The organism is Rhodobacter sp. SGA-6-6 (genome assembly GCF_011043545.1).
In the GTDB taxonomy this organism is placed as follows: Bacteria; Pseudomonadota; Alphaproteobacteria; order Rhodobacterales; family Rhodobacteraceae; genus Pseudogemmobacter.
Genome location: NZ_JAAKGP010000003.1, coordinates 486,213 through 509,141, shown reverse-complemented (window position 1 = coordinate 509,141; position 22,929 = coordinate 486,213). Strand labels below are relative to the sequence as shown.

The window sequence follows — 22,929 nt, the reverse complement described above, 5'->3', positions numbered from 1 at the left end:
CCCCCGTTCAGTTGCCCGCGGCTGTTAGCGTGGTTTGGTCGGGGAGTTCAACCTTCGGCCGGATGCCCAGGATCGGCGCGGTGCGGCGGATGATCTCGGCCGCCACCGGAACCGAGGTCCAGCCCGCCGTCCGCTTCGGCTTCGGCCCGGTGGTGTCCACCGGCTCGTCCAGCGTCACCAGCACCACATAGCGCGGGTCCGAGGCCGGATAGACCGAGGCGAAGGTGTTGATCACCTTGTCCTTGTAATAGCCGCCGGTCCGCTTCGGCTTGTCGGCGGTGCCGGTCTTGCCCGCCACCTCGTAGCCCGGCACCTCGGCCAGGGATGCCGTGCCGCGGGTGACCACGCCGCGCATCATCTCGACCGAATCCTCCGCCACCTTCTCCGACAGCACCCGGGTGCCCTTGGCCGGGCCGGTCTGCTTCAGCAGCGTCGGCTTGACGTAGATGCCGCCGTTGCCGATGGCGGCATAGGCCGCGGCAAGGTGCATCGGGCTGGCCGACATGCCGTGGCCGTAGGAGGTGGTGATGGTCACGATGTCGGGCCATTTCTTCGGGATCAGCGGCTTCGCCCCCGGCGCCTCGACCAGTTCCAGCGGCGTCGGCTCGAAGAAGCCCATGGATTTCAGGAAGGCCTGCTGGCGCAAGCCTCCGATCATCAGCGCGATATGGGCGGTGCCGACGTTGGAGGACTTGGCGATCACGTCGCGCACGGCCAGGAGCGGGCCGTAGTTGTGGCCCTCGAATTCCTTGATCCGGTGCTTGCCCCAGATCATCGGCGCATTGGCGTCGACCATGGTGTCGGGGTTGACGAGGCCAAGCTCCATCGCCTGCGCCACCGCGAAGATCTTGAAGGTGGAGCCGAGTTCGTAGACCCCCTGCACCGCCCGGTTGAACAGCGGGCTGTCCGAAGGCTCGGCATCCTTCGACACCAGCGGCACCGGGCGGTCGTTGGGGTCGAAGGTCGGAGCCGAGGCCATGGCGAGGATCTCGCCGGTGTTCACGTCCATGATGATCGCCGCGCCGCCCTTGGCGTTCAGCGCGGAGATGCCGGCCTGCAGCACCTCTTCCACCGTGGCCTGCACGGTCAGGTCGATGGACAACTGCAGCGGCTCTCCCCCTTGCGCGGGGTCGCGCAGGCGGGCGTCCATCGCCTTCTCGATGCCCGCCGTGCCGATCACCTCCGCCGAATGCACCCCTTCGGCGCCGAAGGAATAGCCGCCGAGGACATGGGCCAACAGGGTGCCGTTCGGATAGAGCCGCATCTCGCGCGGGCCGAACAGCAGGCCGGGGTCGCCGATCTCGTGCACCTTCTGCATCTGCTCGGGCGACATCACCTTGCGGATCCAGACGAAGCGGCGGCCGTCGGTGAAGCGCCGCTCCAGCGCCGCGGCGTCGAGGTCGGGGAAGATCGCCGCCAGCGCCTGCGCCGTGCCCTTGGGGTCCACCATGTCGGCGGGATGGGCGTAAAGCGCATGGGTGGTCATGTTGGTCGCCAGGATGCGGCCGTTCCTGTCCACGATGTCGGCGCGCTGCGCCACGATCTCGGCCCCGGGGGCCGAGGCGACGGGCTCCACCGGCTCCGACGCCGCCAGATGGCCCATCCGCACCCCGATCAGCACGAAGAAGGCGGCGAAGCAGGCCGACATCAGCCCCAGCCGGGCGGCGGCGCGGGAATGCGTCCGCTCCTGCATCGCCTGATGGCGGTGGTTCAGGTTCTCGCGCTCGATCAGGTCGGGATTGGCGCCCTCGGCGCGGGCCTGGAGGATGCGGGCAAGCGGGCGGAGCGGCGTGCGCATGTCAGAGCCCCTCTTCGGCGGCAGAGGCGACGATGGCCTCGATCTGGTCGGCGAAGGTGTCCTCGACCGCGACGACGCCGCCCATGGTGTCGATGGGCCCGGTGATCGCGGGAATCTCCGGCACCGGGAAGACCACCTGCGCGGCGGTGCCGAATTGCCCGGGCTCCATCGGCAAGAGGCCGAGGCGGTCGAAGTTCAGCCCGGCGAGGTCGCGCAGCCGGTCGGGCCGGTTCAGATAGGCCCATTCGGCGCGCTGGACCGACAGCGCCTCGCGCAGGTTGGCGATCTCCTGCTGCAGCCCGCGCACCTCGCGCAGGGTGGCCTGCGTCGCGTAGTTCTCGCGGTAGGCCCAGAAGCCCAGCGCGATCAGGCCGAGGAAGGTGAGGACATAGAGCACGGGGCGCATCAGCGGCGTCCTTTGCGGCTGAACGTGGGCAGGCCGAGGTCGGCGGGCGGGATGGATTTGGCGGGGGCATCGGTGCGGATGCCGACGCGCAGCTTGGCGCTGCGGGCGCGCGGGTTGGCGGCGGTCTCGGCGTCGCCCGGACCGATGGCCTTGCGGGTGGCCATGGTGAAGCGGGCGGTCTCCGGCGCGGTGGCCGGGGCATAGCGGTTGGCGGCAGGCTCGTGGCCCGAGGCCAGCTGGAAGAACCGCTTGACGATGCGGTCCTCCAGCGAATGGAAGGTGACCACGGCCAGCTTGCCGCCGGGCTTCAGCGCCCGTTCGGCGGCGGCCAGCCCCTCGGCCAGTTCGGTGAACTCGGCGTTCACCGCGATGCGGATGGCCTGGAAGCTGCGGGTCGCCGGATGGCTTTGCCCGGGTTTCGGGCGAGGCAGTTGCCGCGCCACGATCTCGGCCAGCCGCAGCGTGGTGGCGATCGGCGCCTTCGCCCGTTCCGCCACGATGGCGCGGGCGATGCGGCGCGAGGCATGTTCCTCGCCGTAGTGATAAAGGATGTCGGCCAGTTCGGTTTCCGATGCGGTGGCGACCAGATCGGCGGCCGAGGGGCCGTCCTGGCTCATCCGCATGTCCAGCGGGCCGTCCTTCATGAAGGAGAACCCGCGCTCGGCCAGGTCCAGCTGCATCGACGACACCCCGAGGTCCAGCACCACCCCGTCCAGCGGCTCGCCCGCGAGGGTGTCGAGGTCGGAAAAGGTGCCGAGCTTCAGGGTGATCCGGGGTTCCGACTCCAGCCAGCCGGCGGCCATCTCATGCGCCAGCGGGTCGCGGTCGATGCCGATCACGCGCTCCGCCCCGGCGGCGACCAGGCCGCGGGCATAGCCCCCTGCCCCGAAGGTGCCGTCGACCCAGACCCCGGAGACCGGGGCGACCGCTTCCAGCAGCGGCTCCAGCAGGACGGGGATGTGGGGATCGGAGGCCATGGCAGCGGCGGACATCGCGTCACCCGCTGCGGGTCGCGCGGCCCACCAGGGTCAGCGGATCGGTGTCGTCGTCGTCCTCGTCGGCGAGTTCCGCCTCGTAGACTTCCTTGCGGTAAAGCTTGAAGCGGTTGGTCGAGCCGGCGAAGACCGCCTCGCCGCCCTCGGAGGCGAGGTCGGCGCCGAAGCCCATCTTCTCGCGCACCTTCTGCGGCAGGACGATGCGGCCGTCGCTGTCGATCTCCAGCATCACCGAGCGGGTGATCAGGTCGCGTTCGGCGCGGTCGCGTTCCGGGCTGCCGATCGGCATCGCCTCGATGCGGGCGGCCAGATCGTCGGCCCCGGCCTTGGAGTAGCATTCGACGAACCGCCGCGCCTTGCCGCCGAAGACCATGTAGAGCCGGGGTTCGCCCTTTTCGCCCTTCTGGGCGTCGTCGGCGTCCAGAATGCGGCGGAAGGCCGCCGGGATCGACACCCGGGCCTTCTTGTCTACCGTCTGGTAGAACTCGCCTCTGAACGCCTCAGCCATCTGTCCCGTGGCCTCTGCCAAAACTCGTTGCTGCCCTCGCGCGAATGAAAATGGGCGGATCGGACTGCTGCCACTGTCCGATCCGCCGCTGTCCCATCGCTGGGCGTCCAGCTACGCGCGCCACCTGGGGGAGATGTCTGCTCGCTCGCGCGCCGGATCTCTGTCGTCCGATGAAAGGGGCTGCCTGTATGAAGTTGCCTTTTCGCCTTGTTCGGGGTCTTTCGCTGCCCCTGCGTTTTTGTCTGCCCGTCTCATCTTCCGTGAGAGAAGGGATGACATGGGATTGCATGGGATAGCAAGGGAATTTTTGGGAGGAAGCACGCCAGATGTTGTTCCAGCAGGGGCCGGGAAGCAGCATCTTGTGCCGGAATTGCCGATCCCTTGCCTAATTCTAGGGATCACGCCGGAGTGAGCCGCTAGATATTGTGTCGTGATCGGAGACAAAAGATTTCCCGTGCGATCCCAAAAACTTCGGGAATTGCGGGCGGGTGTGGCTTTCAGGACCTAGGCGGGGGCGATTCAGCAGCGTTCGGAGCGGACGGGACGCTGCAGACCCGGCCGGGAAAGGGTCTTTTCCCGTGAAATCCCAGCCCTCATGATTCGTTTCCCATGGCATCCCGCGAAGCGCGGGGAGATATGCGCCGGCCTCGGCCCGGGCGGGAACAGGCGAGGCACGGCCTCGCCCCCGCCCGTGCGCGGCATATCAGCTGGAAACCTGTCAGCGAGAAACCCCGAGAGGCCAGCGCCCGACCGGGCGGGCGTGAAGCGCCCGCCAGGGGGCGGGCGGGCGCCGGCCGGGACTTGCGGTCCCGGCCGGTCCAGATGGAACCGTTGCGCTATGGCGAAGGCACGCGCCTTCGCCAAGACACGGGAGAATGGCGGGGTGAACCCCGCCCTACGGGAATTTTCCGGGACATCCGTGTAGGGCGGGGTTCACCCCGCCACCCCGTCCCTACCCGATCACGCCATTCCGCCCGCGATCAGCCGATGCGCCAGTCTCGCATAGGCCTCGGCCTGCGGGCCCTCGCCGGCGGCGATGGGTTTCCCCTCGTCGCCCGCGACGCGGACCTCCAGCGCCAGCGGCAGCTCGCCCAGGAACGGCAGGTCCAGCTTCCGCGCCTCCTCCGCCACGCCGCCATGGCCGAAGATATGCGCCTCGTGGCCGCAATTGGGACAGACGTAGGTGGACATGTTCTCGATCAGGCCAAGGACCGGCGTCTTCAGCTTGGCGAACATGTCGATGGCCTTGCGCGCATCCAGCAGCGCCACGTCCTGCGGGGTGGAGACCACCAGCGCGCCAGTGAGATGGGTGCGCTGGCACAGCGTCAGCTGCACATCGCCGGTGCCGGGCGGCAGGTCGACGATCAGCACGTCCAGCGTGCCCCAGTTCACCTGGCCCAGCAGCTGCTCCAGCGCGCCCATCAGCATCGGGCCGCGCCAGATCACCGCCTCGCCCTCCTTCAGCATCAGGCCCAGCGACATCATCTTCACGCCATGCGCCGTCGGCGGCTCGATGGTCTTGCCGTCGGGGCTGGCCGGGCGGGCGGTGACGCCCATCATCTTGGCCTGCGACGGGCCCAGGATGTCGGCGTCCAAGAGCCCGACCTTCCGCCCCTGCTTCGCCAGCGCCACGGCGAGGTTCGACGACACGGTGGATTTCCCCACCCCGCCCTTGCCCGAGGCCACCGCGATGATCCGCGCCACGCCCGAGATCCGTTGCGGCCCGCCCTGCTGCGGCGTCGGATGGCCGCCGATCTGCAGCTTCGGCGGCGCGGCGGACGGCGGCTCCTTCTTCGCCGGGCCATGCGCCGTCATCACCACGCCGACCTGCGCCACCCCGGGCAGCGCCTTCAGCGCCGCCTCGGCCTGCGCCTGCACCGGGGCCAGCGCGCGGGCCTCCTCGGGCGTCGCGGCCTCGATCACGAAGCGGATGATGGCGCCGGCGGGGCCGTCCTCGACGTTCAGCGCCCGAATCAGATCGCGCGAGACCAGGCTGCCCCCGCCGGGCAGGGAAAGCCCCCCGAGGACCCCGAGGATGCTGTCGCGGGTGACGGACATGGAAAGATTCCCCCTTGATTTGCCCCCAAGGTCCAGCGCTTTGCCGGAAAGGGCAAGGGTGCGTTGACCGGATGCTCAAAAATCCGGCAAAGGCATTAATAACAATGACATTTTTGTGACCAGGAGCCATGCGGATGCTGCATGGCAGCATTGCCAAGGCGGTCATTGTGCAAGCGCAGCAAAGGGTCCAAGTTAGCGTCAACAACAGGACAGAACGTCCGTATCCGAACCCTTCGAGGCTTGAGTATCATGGCTTACGTCACCACCGCTTCCTTCGCCCGTCCCAGCCGCGCCCGCCGGTCCTCCGGCCTGATCGGCGCGCTGAAGACCGCAATCGCCCGCCGCCGCCTCTATGCGGTGACCCTGGCGGAACTGAGCCAGCTGAACGACCGCGAACTGGCCGATCTGGGCATCTCGCGGCTCTCCATCGCCCAGGTGGCCCGCGAGGCCGCCTACGGCAAGTAAGTTTCTGCCCGGACCCCTCTCCTCCTCCCTCGGGGTCCATGGCGAAAGACGGCGCTGCCTCTCCTCCTCCCTCGGCAGCACCGTCACCCTACAGCTTCGGCGGCCCTCTCCTCCTCCCTTGGGCCGGTGAAGCAGGCGGCGGCGTCCCTCCTCCCTCGGGCGCTGCCGCAAAGGACAACGGATTTCGGCGGCCCTCTCCTCCTCCCTCGGGCCGACGGAACCAGCGGCGGTGCCTCTCCTCCTCCCTCGGCACCGCCGCGCCTTTTCCGGGCCCCTCGGCCCACAGGTCTTCGGCGGCCCTCTCCTCCTCCCATGGGCCGGCTGAACCGGCGGCGATGCCTCTCCTCCTCCCTCGGCATCGCCGCCTCTTTTCTTTCCCCCTTCCCCACCCGATAGTCCGCCCGGCTTGTGGCCGGAGGTTTCATGCGGGCATCCCTGATCTCGGCCGCCTTCGTGGCGGCGCTGGTGGGCTACGGCTCCACCATCGCGCTGGTGCTGGCCGCCGCCGCCGCCGTGGGTGCCAGCGAGGCGCAGACGGCAAGCTGGGTGCTGGCGGTGTGCCTGGCCAAGGCCATCGGCGCGGCGGTGCTGTCGACCTGGCACCGGGTGCCGGTGGTGCTGGCCTGGTCGACGCCGGGCACGGCGCTGGTGGCGGCGACCACCGGGCTGAGCATGGAAATGGCCGTGGGGGCCTTCGTGCTGACCGGCCTCCTGATCGCGCTGACCGGGCTGGTGCGGCCCCTCGGCCGGGCGGTGGCGCGGATCCCGGACGGGATCGCCGGCGGGATGCTGGCGGGGGTGCTGCTTCCCTTCGTGCTGAAGGGCGTGGAGGCGGCGGACAGCGCGCCGCTCCTGGTGCTGCCGATGCTGGCGGTCTTCGCGCTGGTGCGGCTGAAGAACCCGGCCGTCGCCGTGATCGCCGCTCTGGCCGCCGGGCTGGCGCTGGCCTTCGGCAGCGGGCAGGCGGACTGGCCCGCGCTGGCGCTGCCCCTGCCCCGACTGGTGCCGGTCCTGCCCGAGTTCGACCCGGGCACCGTGGTCGGGCTGGTGATCCCGCTCTACCTCGTCACCATGGCCAGCCAGAACCTGCCCGGTTTCGCCACCATGCGCGCCGCCGGGTTCGAGCCGCCGGTGCGCAGCGGCCTCGGGGTGACCGGGGTGCTGTCGGCGCTGTCGGCCTTCTTCGGCGCCCATACCATCAGCATGGCGGCGATCACCGCGGCGATCTGCATGGGCGACGACGTGCACCCCGACCGCAGCCAGCGCTGGAAGGTCGGGCTGGCCTACGCGGTGTTCTGGGCGCTGCTCGGCCTGTGCTCGCCGGCGATCCTGACGCTGTTGGCCGCGCTGCCGCCGCAGGTGATGCTGGCGCTGGTCGGGCTGGCGCTGCTGGGGGCGCTGACCGGCGCGCTGGCGACCGCGATGGCGGTGCCCGAGCAACGCTTCGCCGCGGTGCTGACACTGGGGATCACCGCGGCCGGGGTGCCGTTCCTCGGCGTCGGCGCGGCCTTCTGGGGGCTGGTGGCCGGGGTGGCGGTCTACCTGACCGAGCGCGCGGCGCGGCGGTAGGCGCCGAAATCCGAGGGATTTCTGGGCGGATCGGCATTCGGGCGTAGCGGTCCTTTTGTCTGGCGAAGGCCATCGCCTTCGCCACAGCGCAACGCTTCCCCTTGTCCGGCCGGGCCTCAAAGGCCCGGCCAGCGCCCGCCCGCCCCTCGGCGGGCGCTTCTCGCCCGCCCGGGCGGGCGCTGGCCTCTCGGGGTCTCGGGCTGGCAGGTCTCCGGTCGAACCCATCCGCACGGGCGGGGGCGAGGCAATGCCTCGCCTTGTCCCGCCCGACCTGGCCGGAGGCCGGTCTGCCCTAGAACGGAATCCCGTCCGCCATGTCGGCGGGCATCACGAAACGGGCGACGATCTTCTTCTCGCCGGCCTTGTCGAAGCGGATGTCCAGCTTGTCGCCCTCGATCCCGATGACCCTTCCATAGCCGAACTTGGTATGGAACACCCGGTCGCCGATGGAATAGGCGCTCTCCGCCGTCAGGTCGATGGTGACGTTCCGCGCCTCGCGCGGCTGCGCCACCGGGCGGATCGCCTGCCGCTCCTGCAGCCGCCGCCAGCCGGGGGAGTTGTAGACATCCACCCGCGTCGCCCGCTCCTCGATGGTCGAGCCGCCGAAGCCGCCCCCGAACCCCGGCGCCGCCGCGCCGTAGCCACCGCCCATCAGGCCGGGGGGCGTCAGCACCTCGACGTGATCGACGGGCAGTTCGTCGATGAACCGGCTGGGCAGCTGGCTTTGCCATTGGCCATAGACCCGGCGGTTGGAGGCGAAGGAGATCGTGCACAGCTCCTCGGCCCGGGTGATGCCGACATAGGCCAGCCGCCGTTCCTCCTCGATCCCCTTCAACCCGCTTTCGTCCATGCTGCGCTGGCTGGGGAACAGCCCGTCCTCCCAGCCCGGCAGGAAGACCACCGGGAACTCCAGCCCCTTCGCCGCGTGGAGGGTCATGATCGAGACCTTCTCGGCCGCATCCTCGGCGTCGTTGTCCATGATCAGCGCGACATGTTCGAGAAAGCCCTGCAGGCTGTCGAACTGCTCCAGCGCCTTGACCAGCTCCTTCAGGTTCTCCAGCCGCCCCTCGGCCTCGGGCGTCTTGTCGTTCTGCCACATCGAGACATAGCCCGATTCCTCCAGGATCACCTCGGCCAGCCGGACATGGCTCAGGTCGGTGGCGGGCGGCGTCTCGGGCAGCAGCGGCTCGATCACCGCATCCGCCGGCGTGGCGCGGGCGCCGGCGATGGCGGCGTGCCAGCGGTCCACCCCTTCGACGAAGACCCGCAACTGCGCCGCGCCGCGGGCCGGCAGGCCGCCCTGCGCCACCAGGCTGCGGGCGCCTTCCAAGAGGCTCATCCCCAGCCGCCGCGCCTCGATCTGAATCGACTGCACCGCCTTGTCGCCTAGGCCGCGCTTCGGCACGTTCACCACCCGCTCGAAGGCGAGGTCGTCGTCGGGGCTGACCGCCAGCCGGAAATAGGCCATGGCGTCGCGGATTTCCTGCCGCTCGTAGAAGCGCGGGCCGCCGATGACGCGATACGGCAGGCCAATGGTCAGGAAGCGATCCTCGAAGGCGCGCATCTGGTGGCTGGCGCGGACGAGGATGGCCTGCCTGTCGAGGCTGACCGGATCGCGGCCGCGGGTGCCGCGCTGGATCGCCTCGATCTCCTCGCCGATCCAGCGCGCCTCTTCCTCGCCGTCCCAATGGCCGATCAGGCGGACCTTCTCGCCTTCCTCGGCCTCGGTCCACAGCGTCTTGCCCAGCCGGCCGGCATTGGCGCTGATCACGCCCGAGGCGGCGGCGAGGATATGCGGGGTGGAGCGGTAGTTCTGCTCCAGCCTTATCACCTGCGCGCCGGGGAAGTCCTTCTCGAAGCGCAGGATGTTGCCGACCTCGGCCCCGCGCCAGCCGTAGATCGACTGGTCGTCGTCGCCGACGCAGCAGATGTTGCGATGCGCCTGCGCCAGCAGCCGCAGCCAGAGATACTGGGCGACGTTGGTGTCCTGGTATTCGTCGACCAGGATGTAGCGGAACCAGCGCTGGTATTGCGCCAGCACGTCCTCGTGCCTGCGGAAGATCTCGACGCAATGCAGCAGCAGGTCGCCGAAGTCGCAGGCGTTCAGGGCGCGCAGCCGCTCCTGGTATTCGGCGTAAAGCTCGGTCCCCAGGTTGTTGTAGGCCGCGCCGTCGGTCGAGGGCACTTTCTCCGGCGTCAGCGCGCGGTTCTTCCAGCCGTCGATCAGCCCGGCCAGCATCCTTGCGGGCCAGCGCTTGTCGTCGATGTTGCGCGCCGCGATCAGCTGCTTCAAGAGCCGCAGCTGGTCGTCGGTGTCGAGGATGGTGAAGCTGGGCTTCAGGCCCACAAGCTCGGCATGGCGGCGGAGGATCTTGACCGAGAGCGAGTGGAAGGTGCCCATCCAGGGCATCCCCTCGGCCACCTCGCCCAGCATCCGGTGGACGCGATCCTTCATCTCGCGCGCGGCCTTGTTGGTGAAGGTGACGGCGAGGATCTCGTTCGGCCGGGCCTTGTGCAGGGCCAGCAGGTGGACGATGCGGGCGGTCAGCGCCCGGGTCTTGCCGGTGCCGGCGCCGGCCAGCATCAGCACCGGACCGTCCAGCGCCTCCACCGCCGCGCGCTGCGCGGGGTTCAGCCCGTCGAGATAAGGCGCCGGCCGCACGGCCATGGCGCGCTGCGACAGCGGCGCGGCGGGGGGCACGGGGTTGTTCAGCGGATCGTCGTCCCAGGGGTCCATGCGGTCAGGATAGCCGGGCTTTGCGGCAAGGGAAAGCGCCGTTCTCGGATTGTTCGTGTCCGGCGGCGTCTTGCATCCGACGGCCGAGCCGGGCGGGAAAAGGCGAGGCGCCTGTCTCGCGCCCGCGCGAGCGCGGCGGTTGCACACGGAGACAGTGGCAGAAAGCGGCGTAGGCGATGGCCTTCGCCGGACGGGCCGGGCAAGGCCGAATGCGGACCCGTCCTAATCCTTCTCCACCGGCTCCGCCGCGTAGGTTTCGAACAGCCGGCCCTGGCTCAGGATGAACAGGAACAGCGCCGCGGTCAGGCCGAAGGTCTTGAAGTTGACCCAGGCCTCGGTCGACATCAGCCGCCAGACCGCCTCGTTCGCCACCGCCAGCGCGAAGAAGAAGGCCGTCATCCGCCGGGTCAGGATCATCCAGCCCTCGGCCGTCATCGGCACCACCTCCTCCATCACCGCGGAGAGATAGCTTTTCCCGCGCAGCAGGCCGAAGCCGAGGATCGCCCCGAAGGCGAGGTAGAGGAAGGTCGGCTTCATCTTGATGAAGCGCTCGTCGTTCAGCCAGACCGACAGGCCGCCCATCACCACCACCAGCACCAGCGTCATCAGCTGCATCCGCGACAGCCGCCCGGTCAGCCGCCACAGGATGCCGGTGGTGGCGATGATCAGAACCACGAAGACCGCGGTGGTGACGATGAAGCCGGAATATTCGCCGCCGGCGATGCGGAAGGTCTGGTCCTTCAGCCGGCCGAACAGGACGAAGAACAGGAGGATCGGCCCCAGTTCCAGCGCCAGTTTCAGAAACGGATTGATCTTCCTGCCCGCCATGTCCTGTCCCCTACCCGTCCAGCCCCACCAGCGCCCGGGCGAAATCCTCCGGGTCGAAGGGGGAAAGATCGTCGATCTGCTCGCCGACGCCGATGGCATGGATCGGCAGGCCGAAGCGGTCGGCCAGCGCCACCAGCACGCCGCCCTTGGCGGTGCCGTCCAGCTTGGTCATCACCAGGCCGGAGACATCGGCGATCTTGCGGAAGATCTCGACCTGGGTGATGGCGTTCTGGCCGGTGGTGGCATCCAGCACCAGCAACGTGTTGTGCGGCGCGCTGGCGTCGACCTTGCGGATGACGCGGACGATCTTGGCCAGCTCCTCCATCAGGTCAGCGCGGTTCTGCAACCGGCCGGCGGTGTCGATCATCAGCAGGTCGGCACCCTCGGCCCTCGCTTTGGTCAAGGCGTCGAAGGCCAGCGACGCGGGGTCCGACCCTTCCGGCGCGGTCAGCACCGGCACGCCGGCGCGTTCGCCCCAGACCTTCAGCTGATCCACCGCCGCGGCGCGGAAGGTGTCTCCGGCCGCGATCACCACCTTTTTGCCGGCGGCCTTGAACTGCGAGGCGAGCTTGCCGATGGTCGTGGTCTTGCCGGAGCCGTTGACGCCCACCACCAGCACCACCTGCGGCTTTTGCGGATAAAGCGGCAGCGGCCGCGCCACCGGCGCCATGATCCGCGCCACCTCGGCGGCCAGCGCGGCCTTCAATTCCCCGGTGGAGACCTTCTTGCCGAAGCGCCCTTCGGCGATGTTGGCGGTGACCCGCACCGCGGTCTCGGGGCCGAGGTCGGCCTGGATCAGCACCTCCTCCAGGCTTTCCAGCATGGCATCGTCCAGCACCCGGCGCGGTTCGTCGGCAGCGGCGCGGCCGAAGAGGCGGCCGAAGAGGCCGGGTTTGGGGGCGTCCTCGGACGGCGCGGAGCGGGGAGAGGCGGCGGATTCGGGTGCAGGCGTCGGCGCGGGCCGGGTCTCCGGCGCGGGAGCGGGGGGCGCAAACGCAGGTTCCGGCGCGACCCGCGCCTCGGGGTCCGGCCGAACCTTCGGGGCGGGGGCAGGAGCCGGGGCCTCGTGCGCAGCTTCGGCGGCCGGAGCCTGTTCCTCCGCCCCCTCGGCCACCAGCGCATCCAGCCCCTCGCCGATCTTCGACGAGGACCGGAACATCCGGTCCTTGAGCTTCGAGAAGAAAGACATCGGTGGCCCCCTTTGCCGGTTCCTTCCCACCTAATGCCTAAGGCCCGCGATGGAAAGGGCGTCAGCCCTTGGGAAGCCAGAACAGCAGCGCGCCCCAGCCGATCAGCGCCTGCCCGGCCCAATAGGCCGGCCAGAGCGCCCGCGACAGCGCCCTTTGCCGCGCCGGATCGGCCACCACGAACAGCCGCAGCGCCAGCAGCAGGTCCGAGGCCAGGAACAGCGCCGCCCCCAGCCGCAGGGCCGGCTGCCCCGGATGGGCAGGCAACAGCACCGCCGCAGCCCCCATCAGCCCGATCAGCAGCACATAGGCCCTGACCGGCCAGCGCAAGGCGCCGGTGCGCGGGGCCAGCCAGACCTCGGTCGAGGCGACCAGCGCCAGCAGCGCGGCCAGCGCCGTCCCTTCGGCAAGGGAAACCCCGTCCAGCCCCAGCTCCAGCGACCGCGCCAGCATTCCGCCGGCATAGGCCAGGTGGCCGGCGCCGAAGGCCGCCATCCCGGCCAGGAAAGCCGCCTCGCCCCGGCGCGCCAGGAACCAGTCGCCCGCCGCTCCCAGCGTCATGCCAAGGGCGATGGTCCAGAACAGCGGCAACCCGGCGAAGCGCCACAGCAGCAGCGCCAGCAGGCCGGTAGAGGCCGTCTTGACCGCGGCGCCCGCAAGCCCCGGATCGTCGCGGGTGCAATAGCGCAGCCCATAGACCGCCGCCGCCAGCAGCGCCGCCCCGGCCAGCCCGATGCCCGTCGCCTCCATCCCCGCCCCCTGCGGCAAGCCGTGGCCTTTCCAGCCCGGCGGTTTCGTGCTTCCCTCCTGACCATGCCCAAGACCAAGCGCCTGCGCCATCCCCTGCCTGTCGCCGCCTTCGCCGCGGCCGCGCTGGCGCCGCTGCCGCTGTTCGCGCTCGGCCTCTGGGGCGGCGGTCCTTTCGTCTGGGCCGGCTTCCTCTACATGTTCTGCCTTTCCGCCGTGCTGGACCGGCTGATCCCCCATGTCGCCGCCGACGCGACCGAGGGGCAGGAGTTTCCCGGCTCCGACGCCCTTCTGGTCGCGGTCGGCCTTTCCGCGCTGGCGCTCCTGCCGCTGGCGACCTGGGCGGTGGCGGGGCCGTCCGGCCTGTCCCCGCTCGGCCGCGGGCTGATCTTCCTCGGCGCCGGGCTCTGGCTCGGCCAGGTCGGCCATCCGGCGGCGCATGAGCTGATCCACCGCGGCAACCGCTGGCTGTTCCGCCTCGGCACCGGCTATTACGCCGCCATCCTGTTCGGCCAGCACGCCAGCGCCCACCGGCTGGTGCACCACCGCCATGTCGCCACGCCCGAGGACCCCAATTCCGCGCCCGAGGGGCAGGGCTTCTACCGCTTCGCCCTGCGGGCCTGGATCGGCAGCTACCGGGCCGGCCGGCGGGCCGAAACCGCGCTGCGCAAGCGCGGATCGGGGCCGCGGGGGCTGCATCCCTATCTCTGGCATCTGGCGGGGAGTCTGCTGGCGCTGGTCGTCGCCTATGTCATCGCCGGAGGCGGCGGGGTGGCGGCCTGGTGGGGGCTGGCGGCGCTGGCGCAGATGCAGATCCTGCTGTCCGATTACGTCCAGCACTACGGCCTGCGCCGCGCCGCCCTGGCCGACGGCAGGCCGGCGCCGGTGGGTCCGGCGCACAGCTGGAACTCCGGCCCCTGGTTCTCCTCGGCGCTGATGCTGAACGCGCCGCGGCATTCCGACCACCACAGCCACCCGACCCGCCCCTATCCCGTCCTGCGGCTGGGAGAGGCGGACGAGGCCCCCCGCCTGCCCTGGCCGCTGCCGCTGGCCTGCACCCTCGCGCTGGTGCCGCCGCTGTGGAAACGTGCCATCCGCCCGGCGCTGCGACGCTGGCAGGGGGCGCGGTAGCTACGACCACGGAAGCTCTGATCGGGCGGGAAAAGGCGAGGCACTGCCTCGCCCCCGCCCGTGTGCGGCGGCAGCACCCGGAAACCTGTCAGCTCTGAACCCCGAGAGGCCAGCGCTCGACCCGGCGGGCGAGAAGCGCCCGCCGAGGGCGGGGCGGGCGCTGGCCGGGCCTTGGAGGCCCGGCCGGTCCCGGTTGACATGGTGCGCCATGGCGAAGGCACGCGCCTTCGCCAAAATGGATGGATCGCCGAAGCAAAATCCGCACGCCCCACCGGCCGACCCCCGCCCAGGTCACGCAAGGCTGACTGGCCTTTCCCGCCGCGCTCTGGCAGGGTCCGCCCGAAAACCCGACCAGCGGAGACCGCCCATGCGCGCCCTCGCCCTTGCCACCATCGCCGCCCTCGTCCCCCTGACCGCCCTCGCCCAGGACCCGATGACGGCCGAGGAATTCGACGCCTATGCCACCGGCAAGACCCTGACCTATTCGCAATACGGCGAGATCTACGGCACCGAGGAATACCTGCCGAACCGCCGCGTCCGCTGGCAGGTCACCGGCGACATCTGCCAATACGGCCGCTGGTATGAAAAGGGCGGGCTGATCTGCTTCGCCTATGAATATTCCGACGGCGAACATTGCTGGTCGTTCTGGCAGGAGGACGGCGGGCTGAGGGCACTGTCGACCGAGGACCTGCCGGGCGACGAGCTTTCCGAGGTCAAGGATGCGACCCGGGGCCTCAGCTGCCCCGCCGACGTGGGGGTATAGCGATGACGATGCGCAAGGCCCTTCTGGCCGCCCTGCTGGCCCTGCCCCTGCCCGCGCTGGCCGAGGGCGGCAAGCCGCTGACCGCCGAGGAATTCGACACGCTGACCCGCGGCAAGGTGATGGACACCTGGTCCTTCGGCTCGATCTACGGGGTGGAGAAGTTCCTGCCCGGCGGCAGGTCGATCTGGGAGGACGAGCGCGGCTGCATGTATGGCACCTGGGAACAGGTGGGAGAGATGATCTGCTTCACCTACGAGGACGATCCCTCCACCCCCGACTGCTGGACCTACTTCGACACCGGCGACGGCGGGCTTTCGGCGCAGTTCAACGGCGACCCCTCGGTGGAGCCGATCTACCTGAAGCCCTCGAACCACGCGATGACCTGCAACGAATACCTCGGCGCCTGACCTCGCGCCGGAAACCTTGCCCCGGTCAGAACAGCGATCCCTGCCCGCCGTCGCCGCCCGGCTTCGGCTTCCTCGGCGCCGGCGCCGCGCCCTGCCCCAGCGGCAGCCGGCCGTCGCGGAACTCGGCCTCCAGCACCGCGGCCCTGGCGGCCTCCTCCCGGCTGGTGACGACATGGCCGTCGCCGCGGATCACCGCGAAGCCGCGCTTCAGGGTCTCGGCGTAGCCGAGCGTCTGCCGGGTGCGGTCCACCTGCTCCAGCCGCCGCGCCAGATCGGCCAGCCGCCGCCGCGGCGCCGCCTCCAGCCGCCCGGCCAGAACGGCCAGATCGGCGCGGCCCTTGCGCCCGGTCCGGTCGGCCTCGGCCAAGAGCCGCGCCAGCGCGGGGGCCAGCCGCGAGGCCCATTTGTCGAAGCCCAGGTGCCGCCGCTCCAGCGCCCGCCCGGCCCGGTCGGCCAGCCGCCCGCCGGCCGCAGCCAGCCCGTCCGCCCGCCGCGACAAGAGCCGCAGCAGCAGGTCCGGCCGCATCCCGCCGCCCGCCCGGTCGAAGGCGCCGCGCTTCCTCGCCACCATCAGGCCGAGCGCGCCGGACAGCCGCCCGGCCCAGAGGTCCAGCCGTTGCGCCGCCGCGCCGGTCAGCGCCTCGGGCCGCGGCAGGGCGCGCGACAGGTCGCGCAGCCGCTGGCCGCGGCGCTCCACCCCGGCCGCCACCGCCCGCCCCTGCCGCGCCGCGAGGTCCGCCACCGCCGCCAGCAGGTCCAGCCGCACCGGCACCGCCAGCTCCGCCGCCGCCGTGGGCGTGGGCGCGCGCAGGTCGGCCGCATGGTCGATCAGCGTGGTGTCGGTCTCGTGCCCCACCGCCGAGATCAGCGGGATCCGGCTCTCCGCCGCCGCCCGCACCACGATCTCCTCGTTGAAACCCCAGAGGTCCTCCAGCGACCCGCCGCCGCGGGCGACGATGATCACGTCCGGCCGCGGCACCGAACCGTCGCCGGGCAGGGCGTTGAAGCCGCGGATGGCGGCGGCCACCTCCGGCGCGCAGGCCTGCCCCTGCACCGCCACCGGCCAGATCAGCACCCGGCGGGGGAAGCGGTCGCGCAGCCGGTGCAGGATGTCGCGGATCACCGCGCCGGAGGGCGAGGTGACGACGCCGATCACCCCCGGCAGATAGGGGATCGGCTTCTTGCGGGCGGGGTCGAACAATCCCTCGGCCTGCAGGGCGGCGCGGCGCCTCTCCAGCATCGCCATCAACGCGCCGGCGCCGGCGGGGACCACGTCCTCGACGATCAGCTGGTATTTCGACTGGCCGGGGAAGGTGGTCATCCGCCCGGTGGCGACGATCTCCATCCCCTCCTCCGGCCGCACCTGCATCCGCGCCGCCTGTCCCTTCCAGGCGATCGCCGCCAGGCAGGCCCGGTCGTCCTTCAGGTCGAAATAGAGGTGCCCCGACGAGGGCCGCGACACCCGCCCCACCTCGCCCCGCACCCGGACGAGGCCGAATTCCCCCTCGATCACCCGCTTCACCGCCCCGGACAGTTCCGAGACGGTGTATTCCGGGCGGTTGCCCTGCGGGGCGAGGTCCTCGAAGATGTCCATGCGGCGCAGAATAGGCACCCCGCCGCCGGAGGAAAACCCCGGCCGGCGGAGTTTTCGCAAACTCCGCGCCGGAGCCTTCACAGGCTCCGGCCCGATTTCTGAGAAGAAATCGGCGCGGCGGCTTGCCTGCATCCCGGCCTCCCCCTATCAGGCGGGCGAAGGCAGCAGGGGGCGGCACATGAACATCCTGATCCTCGGCTCCGGCGGGCGCGAACATGCCCTCGCCTGGGCGGTGAAGCAGAACCCGAAATGCGACCGGCTGATCGTGGCGCCGGGCAATGCCGGGATCGCCGCAATCGCCGAATGCGCCACGCTGGACATCCTGGACGGCGCGGCGGTGGTGGCGTTCTGCGAGGAGAACGCCGTCGATTTCGTCATCGTCGGGCCGGAGGCGCCGCTGGCGGCCGGGGTGGCGGATGCAGCCCGCGCCGCGGGCCTGCTGACCTTCGGGCCGAGCGCGGAGGCGGCGCGGCTGGAGGCCTCGAAGGCCTTCACCAAGGAGATCTGCGACGCCTACGGCGCCCCGACCGCCGCCTGGGCCCGCTTCACCGAAGCCGCCCCGGCCCGCGACTACATCCGCAGGCAGGGCGCGCCCATCGTGGTCAAGGCCGACGGCCTCGCCGCCGGCAAGGGCGTGATCGTGGCGATGACGGTCGAGGAGGCGCTGGCCGCGGTGGACGACATGTTCGGCGGCGAATTCGGGCAAGCCGGGGCCGAGGTGGTGATCGAGGAGTTCATGGCGGGCGAGGAAGCCAGCTTCTTCATCCTCTCGGACGGCGAGACCGCCCTGCCCATCGGCACCGCGCAGGACCACAAGCGCGCGGGCGACGGCGACACCGGCCCCAACACCGGCGGCATGGGCGCCTATTCCCCGGCCCCCGTCCTGACCGAGGCGCTGCAACGCCAGGCGATGGAGGAGATCGTGCTGCCGACCATCCGCGAGATGGCGCGGCGCGGCACCCCCTACCGGGGCGTCCTCTACGCCGGCCTGATGATCGCGGACGGCCGCGCCCGGCTGGTCGAATACAACTGCCGCTTCGGCGACCCGGAGTGCCAGGTGCTGATGATGCGCCTCGGCGCGCAGGCGCTGGACCTGATGCTGGCCTGCGCCGAAGGGCGGCTGGAGGGCGCGCGGGTCAACTGGGCCGAGGACCACGCGCTGACCGTGGTGATGGCGGCGCGCGGCTATCCCGGCGCCTATGCCAAGGGCAGCGCGATCCGCGGGCTGGAGGCGCTGGCCGGAGACAGCCGGCACATGGTCTTCCATGCCGGCACCAGGCTGGAGGGGGGCGAGGTCACCGCCAACGGCGGAAGGGTGCTGAACGTCACCGCCCGGGCGGAAACCCTGGCAGCGGCCCGCGGCGAAGCCTATGCCATGGTCGACCGCATCGACTGGCCGGAAGGCTTCTGCCGCCGCGACATCGGCTGGCGCGCGCTCTGATCCAAAGGCGCGGCTGCCGCCGCATTCCTTTTCGTGGTGGCCGGCGGAGTCTCCTGCGGCTGCTGCCGGCGGATGGGGGCATTCTGCCCCCAAACCCCCTGAGGATATTTATAGACAGGTGAAAGGGAGAGGCGCGCTTCTTCCCTTTCACCTGCCCCCAAATATCCCCGCCGGAGGCAAACCCGAGCCGGTTGCGCGCTTGCGCGCAGAGGCGAGACAAAAGGCTTGCGGCGAAGCCGCGCGATCTGAAGCCGTCAGTCGACCGACAGCACCGCGGTCAGCGGCGCCAGCGCCACCGTCGCGGCGCGGCCCTCCACCGCCCATTCCAGCAGCGCCGCCACGGTTTCCGGCCGGGTGCGGCCGACCACCGTCACCCGCCCCTCCTGCGCCGCCTTGAAGGCCGCACGGTCGAGGTAGCGGCGGATCACCGGGGCGGATTCGCCGGCGCCGTCGAGGTCGCGGAAGGCCACCGCCGCCGGGATGTCCTCGCGCCGGGCCACCTGGTCGGCGGCGTTCAGCCCCTGGTCCCAGGTCAGGAGGCCGCGGCCGCCCGCCCCCACAGCCGGCACCACCAGCGTCGCCAGCGGCCGGTCGGCCTGGAAGGCGCGGGCGGGCAGGTCCATCACCGCCACCGCCTCGGGCAGCGCCGCGGCCATGACCGAAAGCGCCACCTCGATGTCGGCCGCCTGCGCGCCCTTGGGCAGCGCCGTCGCCAGCATCGCCACCTCCTGCCCGGCGCCGCGGTAGATCGCGGCGTGCTCGGCCACCAGAGGATCGGTCGGGTCCAGCGCGAAGGTCACCGGAAAGGGCAGCGCGGCCAGCGCGGCGCGGTCGGTGTCGGCCGCGCCTTCGTCGATCAGCACGATGGCGAAGGCGGGCTTGCCCTCGGGGTTGTCGAAGGGCCGGGCATGGGCCGCGATGGGGCGGGTATCCGTCGCGGCCGCTTCCGCCGGAGCCTCCTCCGCCGCATCGCCGATCCGCGGCAGGCGGCCGGTGGTGACGCCCTCGCCCTCGTCGGCCAGGGCGGGGGCCGGCGGCAGGGTGCTGCCCTCCTCCTCCGGGCGCAGCACCCGGTCGTCCTCGCGCTCGGTCAGCACCGGAGGCGGTTCCGGCGCGGCTTCGGGAGCGGCTTCGGCGGCGGGCTCGGGCGCCGTCTCGCCGGGCGGCAGGGCGGAGCCCGGGCCTTCGGCGGCAATCCGGGCCAGCATCTCCTCTTCCTCCGGCGTCAGCGGCGGCAGTCCCGGCGGCTCGGCCGGGGCCGGAGCGGCCTCGGCAACCGGGGCCTCCGGCTTCGCCGGGCCTCCGGCGGGCGGCGCGGCTTCGGTCACGGTCTCCGGCACCGGAATGGCGGCGGCACCGGCTTCGGGCGCGGCCGGGGCCTCGGGGGCCGCCGCGGCCTCCACCCCCGGGGCGGCGGCCGGGGTTTCCGCCGGGCCGGGGGCCGGATCGTCCGTCAGTTCGGCCGGGGCGGAAGGGGCCTCGGCCACCGCGGGCCCGGCCGCGTCGGAGGGAGTGTCGGGACCGCTCTCCTCGGCTGCGGCGACCGGGGGAGCCTCGGGCGCATCGGCAACCGCGGGGGCGGCGGCCTCTGCCGCGGGAGCCTCGGCCACAGGCTCTGCCGGAGCCTCCTCCGGCACCGGGCTTTCGGCCACCTCCGGTTCCGCCGGAGCCGTCTCGGGCGCCGGGTTTTCCGCCGCCGCAGGCTCCGCCGGCCCCGCCGGCGCAGGCTTCGGTCCCGGCGCCATCACCGAGACGATGGCCAGAAGGCCCGTGCCCACAAGGGCCCCCAGCCCCGCACCCAACAGGAACCTGCCGATCACCGAAACCTCCGTCCTCGCCCGCCTTGCCTCGCGCCGCGGGTTGCCCCCGCCTGTCCCGCCGCGGCCGCGGGGAGTTGATCTTGACCTCGCCGCCGCGACCTGACCATGTATAGCGCGACCCGCGTGGCGCTTCATCCCCTTTCCGGCGAGGCACGGCAATATGCTGCTTCTGATCGACAACTACGACAGCTTCACCTGGAATCTCGTCCATTACCTGGGCGAGCTGGGGGCCGAGGTGAAGGTCGTGCGGAACGATGCGCTGCAGGTGCAGGACGCGCTGGCGATGACACCGGAGGCCATCGTGCTGTCCCCCGGCCCCTGCGACCCGGCGCAGGCCGGCATCTGCCTGCCGCTGACCCGGGCGGCATCGGAGGCGGGGGTGCCGCTCCTTGGCGTCTGCCTCGGCCACCAGACCATCGGCGAGGCCTTCGGCGGCCGCGTCATCCGCTGCCACGAGATCGTCCACGGCAAGATGGGCACCATGCACCACGGCGGGAAGGGCGTCTTCGCCGGCCTGCCCTCGCCCTTCCAAGCCACCCGCTACCATTCGCTGGTGGTGGAGCGGGAGACGCTGCCCGACTGCCTGGAGGTCACCGCCTGGCTGGAGGACGGCACCATCATGGGCCTGCGCCACAAGGAAAAGCCGATCGAGGGCGTGCAGTTCCACCCCGAGAGCATCGCCTCCGAACACGGCCACCAGTTGCTGCGCAACTTCCTCGACTCCGCGAAGGTGAAGGTCCCGGCATGAGCGACGCGCTGCGCAATCTGATCGGCACCGCCGCCAGCCGCCCGCTGACCCGGGCCGAGGCCGAGACCGCCTTCACCGCGCTGTTCGAGGGCGAGGCCACCCCCGCCCAGATGGGCGGCTTCCTGATGGCGCTGCGCACGCGGGGCGAGACGGTGGACGAATATGCCGCCGCCGCCTCGGTGATGCGGTCGAAATGCAACGCCGTGCGGGCGCCGGAAGGGGCCATCGACATCGTCGGCACCGGCGGCGACGGCAAGGGCACACTGAACATCTCCACCGCCACCGCCTTCGTGGTGGCGGGCGCCGGAGTGCCGGTGGCCAAGCACGGCAACCGCAACCTCTCGTCGAAATCCGGCGCGGCGGATGCTTTGACCGAACTCGGGCTGAACGTCATGGTCGGGGCCGAGGTGGTGGAGCGCTGCCTCGCCGAGGCCGGGATCGGCTTCATGATGGCGCCGATGCACCACCCCGCCACCCGCCATGTCGGCCCGGTGCGGGCGGAGCTGGGGACGCGGACGATCTTCAACATCCTCGGGCCGCTGACCAACCCGGCCGGGGTGAAGCGCCAGCTGACCGGGGCCTTCTCGGCCGACCTGATCCGGCCGATGGCGGAGACCCTGCTGGCGCTCGGCTCCGAGAAGGCCTGGCTGGTGCATGGCGGCGACGGCACCGACGAGATCTCCATCGCCCTGCCGACGAAGGTCTCGGCGCTGGAAGGCGGCGCGGTGCGCGATTTCGAGATCGGGCCCGAGGATGCCGGCCTGCCCGTCCACCCGTTCGAGCATGTCCTCGGCGGCACCCCGGCCGAAAATGCGCAGGCCTTCCGGGCGCTGCTGGACGGCGCGCAGGGCGCCTACCGCGACGCGGTGCTGCTGAACGCTGCCGCCGCGCTGATGGTGGCCGACCGGGCCGCCAGCCTGAAGGAAGGGGTGGAGATCGCCCGCACCTCGCTCGACAGCGGCGCGGCCAAGGCCAAGGTGGCGACGCTGGCCCGCCTGACCCATGGCTGACCGGCCCGAGCCGCCGGCCAGCTGGGCCTCGCTGCCCTTCTTCACCGATGGCCGCTGGGACGCGCTCTGGCGCAAGCTGGAGACCATGCCCGACTGGCAGCCCGCACCGGAGGCGATCTTCCGCGCCCTTGCTTTGACCCCGCGGCCGCAGGTCCGCGTCATCATCCTCGGCCAGGACCCCTATCCCACGCCGGGCCGCGCCACCGGGCTCGCCTTCTCCTTCCCGCCCGGCCAGAAGCCGCGCGACAGCCTGAAGAACATCCTGGCCGAGGTCACCAGCGACACCGGCCAGGTGAAGCAGGACGGCGACCTGACCGGCTGGGCCACCCAGGGGGTGCTGCTGCTGAACCCGGTCCTGACCGTTCCTACCGGCCAGTCCCACGGCCACAAGGCGCTCGGCTGGCAGGGACTGACCACCGAGGTGCTGGCCGCCACCGCCGCCGACGGCCCGCGCGCCTTCCTGCTCTGGGGCGGGCCGGCGCAAAGGCTCTGCGCCCGGCTGCCGCGCGACGGCCATCTCTTCCTCGAAAGCGCGCATCCCTCGCCGCTCTCCGCCCACCGCGGTTTCTTCGGCTCCCGCCCTTTCGGCAAGGTGAACCAATGGCTTGCCGCCCGGGGCGAGAAGGAAATCGACTGGTCGCTCTAGACTTTCCCCGCCCGGGCCGCCACGCTAGGACCGCAACAAAGTCCGGCCCCTTCATCTGTCCATAAATATCC

General features: G+C 71.2%; 20 protein-coding genes. 9 read left to right on the top strand and 11 right to left on the bottom strand.

Annotation, left to right across the window (positions count from 1 at the left end; translation table 11 throughout):
* Positions 1-7: 7 nt before the first annotated feature.
* The 5 genes from G5B31_RS08895 to G5B31_RS08875 form a co-directional block, all read right to left on the bottom strand.
* On the bottom strand, positions 8-1,798 hold the full coding sequence (locus G5B31_RS08895) for a penicillin-binding protein 2 (protein WP_165016208.1): 1,791 nt from the start codon (positions 1,796-1,798) through the stop codon (positions 8-10).
* A 1-nt stretch (position 1,799) separates the two neighbouring features.
* Positions 1,800-2,204 (bottom strand): cell division protein FtsL, encoded by a 405-nt coding sequence (locus G5B31_RS08890; RefSeq protein ID WP_165016205.1) that lies wholly within the window; start codon positions 2,202-2,204, stop codon positions 1,800-1,802.
* Entirely contained in the window at positions 2,204-3,196 is a 993-nt protein-coding gene (gene rsmH, locus G5B31_RS08885) for a 16S rRNA (cytosine(1402)-N(4))-methyltransferase RsmH (RefSeq protein WP_165016203.1), read from the bottom strand. The genes G5B31_RS08890 and rsmH overlap by 1 nt, the downstream gene beginning before the upstream one ends.
* A 4-nt stretch (positions 3,197-3,200) precedes the next feature.
* Positions 3,201-3,707, bottom strand: a complete 507-nt coding sequence (locus G5B31_RS08880) for a division/cell wall cluster transcriptional repressor MraZ (protein ID WP_165016201.1) — start codon at positions 3,705-3,707, stop codon at positions 3,201-3,203.
* 960 nt (positions 3,708-4,667) lie between these two features.
* On the bottom strand, positions 4,668-5,765 hold the full coding sequence (locus G5B31_RS08875) for an Mrp/NBP35 family ATP-binding protein (protein WP_165016199.1): 1,098 nt from the start codon (positions 5,763-5,765) through the stop codon (positions 4,668-4,670).
* 249 nt (positions 5,766-6,014) lie between these two features.
* Here G5B31_RS08875 and G5B31_RS08870 point away from each other — a divergent pair, with 249 nt between their 5' ends.
* Both G5B31_RS08870 and G5B31_RS08865 read left to right on the top strand, forming a co-directional pair.
* The gene (locus tag G5B31_RS08870) at positions 6,015-6,230 is read left to right on the top strand and encodes a DUF1127 domain-containing protein (RefSeq protein ID WP_165016198.1); all 216 of its coding nucleotides are present in this window, start codon (positions 6,015-6,017) and stop codon (positions 6,228-6,230) included.
* Between the two features lie 423 nt (positions 6,231-6,653).
* Complete coding sequence (locus G5B31_RS08865) at positions 6,654-7,799, top strand: benzoate/H(+) symporter BenE family transporter (RefSeq protein WP_165016196.1); 1,146 nt, start codon at positions 6,654-6,656, stop codon at positions 7,797-7,799.
* A gap of 292 nt (positions 7,800-8,091) precedes the next feature.
* Here G5B31_RS08865 and G5B31_RS08860 read toward each other — a convergent pair whose 3' ends face one another.
* The 4 genes from G5B31_RS08860 to G5B31_RS08845 form a co-directional block, all read right to left on the bottom strand.
* Positions 8,092-10,536 carry an ATP-dependent helicase gene (locus tag G5B31_RS08860; protein WP_165016194.1) on the bottom strand — a complete coding sequence of 815 codons (2,445 nt, stop codon included), beginning with the start codon at positions 10,534-10,536 and terminating at the stop codon, positions 8,092-8,094.
* A 222-nt stretch (positions 10,537-10,758) separates the two neighbouring features.
* Complete coding sequence (locus G5B31_RS08855) at positions 10,759-11,364, bottom strand: inner membrane-spanning protein YciB (protein WP_165016192.1); 606 nt, start codon at positions 11,362-11,364, stop codon at positions 10,759-10,761.
* A 10-nt stretch (positions 11,365-11,374) separates the two neighbouring features.
* Positions 11,375-12,553 carry a signal recognition particle-docking protein FtsY gene (gene ftsY, locus G5B31_RS08850; protein WP_165016190.1) on the bottom strand — a complete coding sequence of 393 codons (1,179 nt, stop codon included), beginning with the start codon at positions 12,551-12,553 and terminating at the stop codon, positions 11,375-11,377.
* Between the two features lie 61 nt (positions 12,554-12,614).
* On the bottom strand, positions 12,615-13,301 hold the full coding sequence (locus G5B31_RS08845) for a lysoplasmalogenase (RefSeq protein WP_165016188.1): 687 nt from the start codon (positions 13,299-13,301) through the stop codon (positions 12,615-12,617).
* A gap of 63 nt (positions 13,302-13,364) precedes the next feature.
* Here G5B31_RS08845 and G5B31_RS08840 point away from each other — a divergent pair, with 63 nt between their 5' ends.
* The 3 genes from G5B31_RS08840 (at position 13,365) to G5B31_RS08830 (ending at position 15,599) form a co-directional block, all read left to right on the top strand.
* Entirely contained in the window at positions 13,365-14,429 is a 1,065-nt protein-coding gene (locus G5B31_RS08840; RefSeq protein ID WP_165016185.1) for an alkane 1-monooxygenase, read from the top strand.
* 367 nt (positions 14,430-14,796) lie between these two features.
* Positions 14,797-15,192, top strand: a complete 396-nt coding sequence (locus G5B31_RS08835; RefSeq protein ID WP_165016181.1) for a hypothetical protein — start codon at positions 14,797-14,799, stop codon at positions 15,190-15,192.
* 2 nt (positions 15,193-15,194) lie between these two features.
* On the top strand, positions 15,195-15,599 hold the full coding sequence (locus G5B31_RS08830; RefSeq protein WP_165016178.1) for a hypothetical protein: 405 nt from the start codon (positions 15,195-15,197) through the stop codon (positions 15,597-15,599).
* 25 nt (positions 15,600-15,624) lie between these two features.
* Here the strand turns inward: G5B31_RS08830 and xseA are convergent, their stop codons facing one another.
* Entirely contained in the window at positions 15,625-17,193 is a 1,569-nt protein-coding gene (gene xseA / locus G5B31_RS08825) for an exodeoxyribonuclease VII large subunit (RefSeq protein WP_165016175.1), read from the bottom strand.
* A 178-nt stretch (positions 17,194-17,371) separates the two neighbouring features.
* On the opposite strand from xseA, the gene purD reads away from it, so the two are divergent.
* Positions 17,372-18,634, top strand: a complete 1,263-nt coding sequence (gene purD / locus G5B31_RS08820) for a phosphoribosylamine--glycine ligase (protein WP_165016171.1) — start codon at positions 17,372-17,374, stop codon at positions 18,632-18,634.
* A gap of 254 nt (positions 18,635-18,888) precedes the next feature.
* Here the strand turns inward: purD and G5B31_RS08815 are convergent, their stop codons facing one another.
* The gene (locus G5B31_RS08815; protein ID WP_165016169.1) at positions 18,889-20,454 is read right to left on the bottom strand and encodes a divergent polysaccharide deacetylase family protein; all 1,566 of its coding nucleotides are present in this window, start codon (positions 20,452-20,454) and stop codon (positions 18,889-18,891) included.
* Positions 20,455-20,614: 160 nt separating this feature from the next.
* Here G5B31_RS08815 and G5B31_RS08810 point away from each other — a divergent pair, with 160 nt between their 5' ends.
* Genes G5B31_RS08810 through G5B31_RS08800 form a run of 3 tightly spaced genes read left to right on the top strand, consistent with a single transcriptional unit; the run spans position 20,615 to position 22,858 of the window.
* The gene (locus G5B31_RS08810) at positions 20,615-21,202 is read left to right on the top strand and encodes an aminodeoxychorismate/anthranilate synthase component II (protein WP_165016167.1); all 588 of its coding nucleotides are present in this window, start codon (positions 20,615-20,617) and stop codon (positions 21,200-21,202) included.
* Complete coding sequence (gene trpD, locus G5B31_RS08805; RefSeq protein WP_165016165.1) at positions 21,199-22,212, top strand: anthranilate phosphoribosyltransferase; 1,014 nt, start codon at positions 21,199-21,201, stop codon at positions 22,210-22,212. The genes G5B31_RS08810 and trpD overlap by 4 nt, the downstream gene beginning before the upstream one ends.
* The gene (locus G5B31_RS08800; protein ID WP_165016163.1) at positions 22,205-22,858 is read left to right on the top strand and encodes a uracil-DNA glycosylase; all 654 of its coding nucleotides are present in this window, start codon (positions 22,205-22,207) and stop codon (positions 22,856-22,858) included. Before trpD ends, G5B31_RS08800 begins: the two co-directional genes overlap by 8 nt.
* Positions 22,859-22,929: the final 71 nt, after the last annotated feature.

Excerpts from the sequence above, each read along its gene's own strand:
- G5B31_RS08810 (WP_165016167.1), top strand. The coding sequence starts at position 20,615 with ATGCTGCTTCTGATCGACAACTACGACAGCTTCACCTGGAATCTCGTC.
- G5B31_RS08860 (WP_165016194.1), bottom strand. The coding sequence starts at position 10,536 with ATGGACCCCTGGGACGACGATCCGCTGAACAACCCCGTGCCCCCCGCC.
- G5B31_RS08800 (WP_165016163.1), top strand. The coding sequence starts at position 22,205 with ATGGCTGACCGGCCCGAGCCGCCGGCCAGCTGGGCCTCGCTGCCCTTC.
- xseA (WP_165016175.1), bottom strand. The coding sequence starts at position 17,193 with ATGGACATCTTCGAGGACCTCGCCCCGCAGGGCAACCGCCCGGAATAC.
- purD (WP_165016171.1), top strand. The coding sequence starts at position 17,372 with ATGAACATCCTGATCCTCGGCTCCGGCGGGCGCGAACATGCCCTCGCC.
- ftsY (WP_165016190.1), bottom strand. The coding sequence starts at position 12,553 with ATGTCTTTCTTCTCGAAGCTCAAGGACCGGATGTTCCGGTCCTCGTCG.
- G5B31_RS08835 (WP_165016181.1), top strand. The coding sequence starts at position 14,797 with ATGCGCGCCCTCGCCCTTGCCACCATCGCCGCCCTCGTCCCCCTGACC.
- G5B31_RS08845 (WP_165016188.1), bottom strand. The coding sequence starts at position 13,301 with ATGGAGGCGACGGGCATCGGGCTGGCCGGGGCGGCGCTGCTGGCGGCG.
- trpD (WP_165016165.1), top strand. The coding sequence starts at position 21,199 with ATGAGCGACGCGCTGCGCAATCTGATCGGCACCGCCGCCAGCCGCCCG.
- G5B31_RS08875 (WP_165016199.1), bottom strand. The coding sequence starts at position 5,765 with ATGTCCGTCACCCGCGACAGCATCCTCGGGGTCCTCGGGGGGCTTTCC.
- rsmH (WP_165016203.1), bottom strand. The coding sequence starts at position 3,196 with ATGTCCGCCGCTGCCATGGCCTCCGATCCCCACATCCCCGTCCTGCTG.
- G5B31_RS08870 (WP_165016198.1), top strand. The coding sequence starts at position 6,015 with ATGGCTTACGTCACCACCGCTTCCTTCGCCCGTCCCAGCCGCGCCCGC.
- G5B31_RS08830 (WP_165016178.1), top strand. The coding sequence starts at position 15,195 with ATGACGATGCGCAAGGCCCTTCTGGCCGCCCTGCTGGCCCTGCCCCTG.
- G5B31_RS08895 (WP_165016208.1), bottom strand. The coding sequence starts at position 1,798 with ATGCGCACGCCGCTCCGCCCGCTTGCCCGCATCCTCCAGGCCCGCGCC.
- G5B31_RS08880 (WP_165016201.1), bottom strand. The coding sequence starts at position 3,707 with ATGGCTGAGGCGTTCAGAGGCGAGTTCTACCAGACGGTAGACAAGAAG.
- G5B31_RS08855 (WP_165016192.1), bottom strand. The coding sequence starts at position 11,364 with ATGGCGGGCAGGAAGATCAATCCGTTTCTGAAACTGGCGCTGGAACTG.
- G5B31_RS08865 (WP_165016196.1), top strand. The coding sequence starts at position 6,654 with ATGCGGGCATCCCTGATCTCGGCCGCCTTCGTGGCGGCGCTGGTGGGC.
- G5B31_RS08840 (WP_165016185.1), top strand. The coding sequence starts at position 13,365 with ATGCCCAAGACCAAGCGCCTGCGCCATCCCCTGCCTGTCGCCGCCTTC.
- G5B31_RS08890 (WP_165016205.1), bottom strand. The coding sequence starts at position 2,204 with ATGCGCCCCGTGCTCTATGTCCTCACCTTCCTCGGCCTGATCGCGCTG.